Source organism: Mesorhizobium sp. M2C.T.Ca.TU.002.02.1.1, from assembly GCF_003997225.1.
Genome location: NZ_RZTO01000492.1, coordinates 1 through 4,748, shown reverse-complemented (window position 1 = coordinate 4,748; position 4,748 = coordinate 1). Strand labels below are relative to the sequence as shown.

6 protein-coding genes are annotated in these 4,748 nt (G+C 66.3%); 4 read left to right on the top strand and 2 right to left on the bottom strand.

Annotated features, from left to right (window positions below):
* From EOD07_RS23140 to EOD07_RS23125, 4 genes are all read left to right on the top strand, one after another.
* Positions 1-647: ATP-binding cassette domain-containing protein (locus tag EOD07_RS23140; protein ID WP_127237108.1), on the top strand; the 647-nt coding region annotated here is incomplete at its 5' end.
* Positions 647-1,354, top strand: coding sequence for an ABC transporter ATP-binding protein (locus EOD07_RS23135; protein ID WP_127237107.1), 708 nt, complete (start codon positions 647-649; stop codon positions 1,352-1,354). The genes EOD07_RS23140 and EOD07_RS23135, both read left to right, overlap by 1 nt.
* Before the next feature lie 7 nt (positions 1,355-1,361).
* Positions 1,362-2,216, top strand: a complete 855-nt coding sequence (locus EOD07_RS23130) for a branched-chain amino acid ABC transporter permease (RefSeq protein ID WP_071069998.1) — start codon at positions 1,362-1,364, stop codon at positions 2,214-2,216.
* Complete coding sequence (locus EOD07_RS23125; protein ID WP_127237106.1) at positions 2,213-3,196, top strand: branched-chain amino acid ABC transporter permease; 984 nt, start codon at positions 2,213-2,215, stop codon at positions 3,194-3,196. The genes EOD07_RS23130 and EOD07_RS23125 overlap by 4 nt, the downstream gene beginning before the upstream one ends.
* 43 nt (positions 3,197-3,239) lie before the next feature.
* Here EOD07_RS23125 and EOD07_RS23120 read toward each other — a convergent pair whose 3' ends face one another.
* Both EOD07_RS23120 and EOD07_RS23115 read right to left on the bottom strand, forming a co-directional pair.
* Positions 3,240-4,055 (bottom strand): SDR family NAD(P)-dependent oxidoreductase, encoded by an 816-nt coding sequence (locus EOD07_RS23120; protein ID WP_127237105.1) that lies wholly within the window; start codon positions 4,053-4,055, stop codon positions 3,240-3,242.
* A 15-nt stretch (positions 4,056-4,070) separates the two neighbouring features.
* Positions 4,071-4,748: NAD(P)-dependent oxidoreductase (locus EOD07_RS23115; protein WP_164772449.1), on the bottom strand; the 678-nt coding region annotated here is incomplete at its 5' end.

Here is a 4,748-nt window from a genome sequence, read left to right as displayed (position 1 = left end):
GCATCCTGGGACCGAACGGCTGCGGCAAGACCACCCTGTTCAACGTCGTCACCGGCGAGTTCGCGCCCGATGGCGGAGAGGTCAGGCTCGGTGGCCGCAACGTCGCCGGCCTTTCGCCCTATCGCATCTCGCGGCTCGGCGTGGCTCGCAAGTTCCAGGTTCCAGGCGTTTATCCGGAACTCAGCGTGGCGGAGAATATCGAGATACCGCTGGCCGCCGGCGCGGGCCGCTACGGTCCGCTCTCGTTGTTGGGTTATCGTCCCGACCCTGTCCGCCGCGACCGGCTGCTCGATCTTTGTGGGCTTGCCGGCAAGGCCGGCGACAAGGTCGGCGAAACCGCCCACGGCGAGAAGCAGAGGCTGGAGATCGCCATGCTGGTCGCCCGCGACGCGGAGCTCATTTTGCTGGACGAGCCGACCGCCGGCATGTCCGGCGCGGAAACCAGCGCTGTGGCAAGCTTGATCCGGCGCCTGCGCGACGAGGAAGGCAAGTCGATCCTGGTGATCGAACACGACATGAATTTCGTGCGCCAGCTCGAATGCCCGATCGTGGTCATGGTTCGCGGCAAGATCGTGGCCGAGGGCCGCTACGAGGAGGTCAGCCGCGACCCGCGCGTCATCGAGTCCTATCTCGGGAAGCGTCATTGATGCTGCAGGTCGAAAATCTCGTTGCCGGCTATCCATCCGGCGGCCGCGTGCTGAAGGGTGTGACTTTCGACGTCGCCAAGGGCGAGGTTGTCGCGCTTCTTGGCCGCAACGGTATGGGCAAGACCACTTTGATGCGTGCGCTCGCCGGCCAGCTCGCCACGCAGGGCGGAAGCTTCCGCCTGGACGGTCGCGAGCTCGGCAATTGTCCTTCTTATGTCATCGCCAACGAGGGAATCGGTTACGTTCCGCAGGGGCGCGAGATCTTCAAGGACTTCACCGTCGAGGAGAACCTGCTGATGGGCGTGCTCGGCAAGCCGCGCCTGCCCAACCGGCTGCCGCCGGACATCTACGACTTCTTCCCTGTCCTGGGCGAGCGGCGCAGGCAGAAGGCCGGCACCATGTCGGGCGGGCAACAGCAGCAGCTCGCCATCATGCGCTGCCTTGTGGGCCAGCCCAAGCTCCTGCTGCTCGACGAGCCGTCGGAGGGCATCCAACCCTCCATCGTCGACGAGATCGGCCGCACGCTGCAGGCCATTGCCCGCTCCACCGGACTGACCATTCTGGTGGTCGAGCAGAATCTGGACTTCGTCGAGACGCTGGCGGGACGCGCCCTGTTCATGGAAAACGGCGTCATCGCCGATCGTGCCGACCGGATCGGGCAGTTGCGCGAAAGACCCGAACTCGTCCATCGCTACCTGTCAATCTGAGGCTGCCGTGCAAGCGACGATCGCACTTCTGCTCGATACCGCGAACTTCACCCTTGCCCTGCTGCTGGTGACGCTGGGCCTCGTCGTCATATTCGGGCTGATGAACGTCATCAACATGGCCCATGGCGAGTTCTTCCTGATCGGCGCCTATGTCGTCGTCGCGGTCAGCAATGCGACGGGCTCATTCTGGCTGGGCCTGCTGCTGGCGCCCCTTGTGCTCGCTGTCGTCGGCTTGCTGGTCGAATGGTTGATCATCCGCCACATCTACCATCGCTTCATCGACACCATCCTTGCCACCTGGGGCCTGTCCCTGGTGATCAAGCAAGGCGTCGTCGTGCTGTTCGGGCCGGGGGCGCAGAGCGTTCCGAATCCGCTTCCCACTGCCGTCGATGTGTTCGGCGTTCAGTATCCGGCCTACCGCCTCTTCATCATGGCACTTGCGGCCGCGCTGGCGCTCGCCACCTACTATCTGTTCTTCAGGACAAAGCTTGGACTGCAGATACGCGGCGTCATCGCCAATCGCGCCATGGCGGCGTCCCTGGGCATCAACACGCGGCGCATGGACCGGGCCACTTTCGCCGTCGGCTCGGCGCTGGCAGGCTTTGCCGGTGCCGTCATGGCGCCGATCATGAGCGTCGATCCGCAGATGGGCGTCGGCTTCCTCATCCCGTCCTTCCTCTCGGTGCTCGTGGGCGGCGTCAACTCGCTCGTCGGCGCGCTTATCGGGTCCGGCGTGATCGGCGGCGCCACCACCATCTTCTCGGCGGGCATCTCGCAGGCCGACGCCCAGATCCTGGTGTTCCTGCTCGCCATGATCATTATCCGTTTCTTGCCCAACGGCATCATCGGAGGCCGCAAATGACCCGCTCCGCGCGTCTCGGCCTCAGTCTCACAGTGCTCGCCTGGGCAGGGCTCGGACTGGCCCCGCTTGTTCTCGACGACTGGAATATCGGCCTGCTCACCCAATACGTCACCTACGGCATCTTCGCGCTCAGCCTTGGGCTGATCTGGGGTCAGGCCGGCATATTGTGCTTCGGCCAGGCCATCTTCTTCGGCATCGGCGCCTATTCCATGGCGCTGGTGACGCTGGGCAAGCTGCCATGGCTTGGAGACAGCCAATGGACGGGCCTGACGCTCGCCGTGCTGCTGCCCATGATGGTCGCCGCGCTGCTCGGCTGGATCATGTTCCAGGGCCGCGCGCTGTCGGGCGCGCATCTTGCCATCGTCACGCTCTGCGCGGCGGTCGTGTGCGAGATCGCGGCGCGGCGCTGGGAGTTCATCGGCGGTTTCAACGGCCTGTTCAACGTGCCGCCGCTGTCGGCGCCCAATGGCGATCCGCTCTCCACCAATGCAACCTATTTCTTCGTCGGCATCGCCGCGCTGCTCACCTATCTCTTGTCGTTGTGGATCGGGCGTTCGCCGCTCGGCACGGTGCTCGCCGGCATTCGCAACGACGAGCGCCGCACGCTGCATTTCGGCTACGACGTGCGCTTGCACAAGATCTTCGTGTTCACCGTCTCGGGCGCGATGGCGGGCTTCGCCGGCGGCCTGTTCACCACCCAGTTCGGGTTCGTCTCGCCGCCGCTGGTCGGATTTGCGCTCTCCACCGAAGTGCTGATCTGGGTGGCTGTCGGTGGCCGGTCGGTCCTGATGGGCGCCTTCCTCGGCGCGCTCGCCGTGCGCGCCACCGAGAACGCCATGTCGGCAAGCCTCGACCAGTACTGGCTGGTCGCGCTCGGCGCGCTGTTCATCGTCGTGGTCGTTGTGCTGCCGCAAGGGTTGTTCGGCAAGCTGCTGGCGCTCGCGCCGCCGCGGCGACTGGGACGGGGAGGGACAAGATAGTCCCGCCACGCCGCAAGCCCGCAGAGGTAATCTGTCAGGTGGTTCAGCGCGTGCGCCGCAGGTTCGGGAAGGCGGCAGCCTCGGGCGCGTTGGCCCAACTCTGCAAGGTCTGTCCACCGTCGATCAGCCAGTCGACGCCGGTGACATGGCGGGCGTCGTCGGAAGCGAGGAACGCGACCGCGGCCGCCACGTCCTCGGGCTGGCCGATGCGCCGGAGCGGAATGCGGTCGGCGAAGCGCTGCACGCCGGCCAGATATTGCGCCTTGTCGGCGGCCGGAACGCCCAGCGTGGTCTCGATGACGCCCGGGCAGATGGCGTTGACGCGGATGCCGTACGGCGCCACGTCGAGCGCGGCGACGCGCGTCAAGCCGACCACGCCGTGCTTGGTCGAGGCATAGCCGGCGCCGCCGGCGAGCACGTCCCATCCCGCCATCGACGAACCCATGTTGACGATCGAGCCCTCGACGCCTGCGGCGATCATCGCCTTCACCGAAGCCTTCAGCACCAGGAACATCGAACGCAGGTTGATGCGCACGATGTTGTCCCAGTCTTGCGTGGGCAGCTCGTGGACAGGGGCCACCTTGCCCGAGATGCCGGCGTTGTTGAACACCGCGTCCAGCCTGCCGAAAACACTCACGACCTTGGCCACCGCCTCCTCGACGGCAGCCTCGTCGGTTACGTCCGCCGTGATCGCTATCGCCTTGTCGCCGATTGTCGAGGCGATGGTCTCGGCGCGGCCGGCATCGAGGTCCAGCACCGCCACCTTGGCGCCCTCCTGCGCGAAGCGACGGGCAGCCGCGCTGCCGATGGCGCCGCCACCGCCGGTGACGAGCACGGTCTTGTCCACAAAACGGGTCATCGTCCTTCTCCTGCCTTACTTGCCGTAGTCGCGCCATGAGCGGCGCGGCGCGAAGCCCAGCGTTTCGCGGGCATGGCTGTTGTCGATGACCGCGGCGTGACCCTCGAGCGGCCGTCTCACCTGAACCGACGGAAAAGCGGCCTTCAGCAGCTCGGCCGTCGGCGTCTCCGAATAGGTGTCGGCGGCGCTGATGAAGGTGCGCAGGTGTCCCTGTCCCTTCCAGGCCAGCGCGTGGAGGAAGGCGTCGGCGGCGTCCTGCGCGTCGAGATAGCCCCAGAGGTCCCACGCCGCGTCCGGCGTGCCGCGACGCGGCCCGACCGTCTCGAAGAAGCTTTCCGGCGTTTGTATCCAGGGCATGCGCAGGCTCACCGCCGAAAAGGCGCCGCGGCGCACGGCCGCCTCGACGATCTCCTCGCCAAGCCATTTCGACAGGCCATAGGCATCCTGCGCGCCCGTCGGATGATCCTGGTCGATGGGCAGGTAGGCGGGCGGCGCGAGCCTTTCGCCGAAGGGGTAGCCGAGGACCGAGAAGGAAGACGCGTAGATGAACCGCGAGGCTCCCGAAAGCGCTGCCGCTTCCACCACATTGTAGCTGGCCGCCATGTTGGTGCCGAACACCTCGGCGGCGGCCTTGCCGGTGGGACGCGGGATCGCCGCGACATGGATCACCGCGTCGGCGTCGCGGATCAGCTG